This window comes from Mesorhizobium sp. M0145, from assembly GCF_040322355.1.
Classification (GTDB): domain Bacteria; phylum Pseudomonadota; class Alphaproteobacteria; order Rhizobiales; family Rhizobiaceae; genus Mesorhizobium.
The window spans coordinates 1-1,054 of the sequence record NZ_JAMYTK010000071.1 but is presented as its reverse complement, the minus strand read 5'-3'; the positions used below and the strand labels follow the sequence as shown (position 1 = coordinate 1,054).

The 1,054-nt window shown below is 61.4% G+C and carries 1 protein-coding gene; it reads right to left on the bottom strand.

Annotated elements, in window-relative coordinates:
• Window positions 1–10 precede the first annotated feature (10 nt).
• Window positions 11–959 (bottom strand): IS630 family transposase gene (locus NKJ28_RS32940; RefSeq protein ID WP_352638600.1). Its coding sequence is split into 2 segments (ribosomal slippage): window positions 11–622 and window positions 624–959, totalling 948 coding nucleotides; the frame shifts between segments, so codons are not numbered across the junction.
• Window positions 960–1,054 lie beyond the last annotated feature (95 nt).

Here is a 1,054-nt window from a genome sequence, read left to right as displayed (position 1 = left end):
CTAGAGCCTTTCACGTTTTGATGGAAGCGTAGCCGGCGTTTGCGAAGTAGTTGTTGCATTCGGTTGCCTCGATCGTTTCAACGAGGTGGCCGATGTGGCGCCAAGTGTCGTCGACGGTACGTTTCTGAGCTTGGCGCATCCAGTGTTTGATTTTGGCAAAGGCCTGCTCGATCGGATTGAGGTCTGGGGAGTAGGGCGGTAGGTACCAAAGCCTGGCGCCGGCCGCCTTGATCATCTGCCTGATGGCCGCCGACTTATGACTTCCCAGATTATCCATGACGACGATGTCGCCGGGTTTCAGCACGGTGATGAGCTGCTGCTCGACATAGGCGCGGAAGCATTGGCCGTTGATTGGCCCGTCGAAGACGCAAGGTGCCGCGAGCCTATCGCAGCGCAGCGCGCCGAGGAAGGTCAGCGTGCGCCAGTGGCCGTGCGGGGCCAAGCCGCGCAGCCGCTCGCCCTTCGGCCCCCAACCGCGCAGCGGAGCCATGTTGGTCTTGATCCAGGTCTCGTCGATGAAGACCAGATGCTGCGGATCGAGGCCGGCCTGCCAAGAGCGCCATCGCTGACGCCTGCGGGCAATATCAGCGCGCGCCTGCTCAAGGGCGAACAGCGTTTTTTTTGAAGCTCAGGCCCTCGCGCCTCAAGAACATCCAGACCGCGTTGTGCGAGACCTTGACCCCGCGTGCGGCCAACTCATCCTTCAGACCATGCAGTGTCAGATGCGGCGTCTCACGCACACGCGCCTCGATGAAGGCACGGTGCGGCTCCAGCACCCTCTTGCGATGTCCGCCCATCTTGCCAGGCGCAACCGAGCCAGTCGCCCGATGGCGCTGCAACAACTTCACCGCCGCCGAAACCGAAATGCCGAACCGTTTCGCGGCCGACCGGCGGCTCTCGCCACCCAAAACCGCCGCTACAACACGTTCGCGAAGATCATCCGAAAGAGGTCGCGTCATCCGATGCTGGCCTCCACTCCAGCCAGCATCTTGAATCACAAAACCGACTGATCCGGAATCCCCTTCGATTCCGTCAAATCAGGAACCGCTCTAGA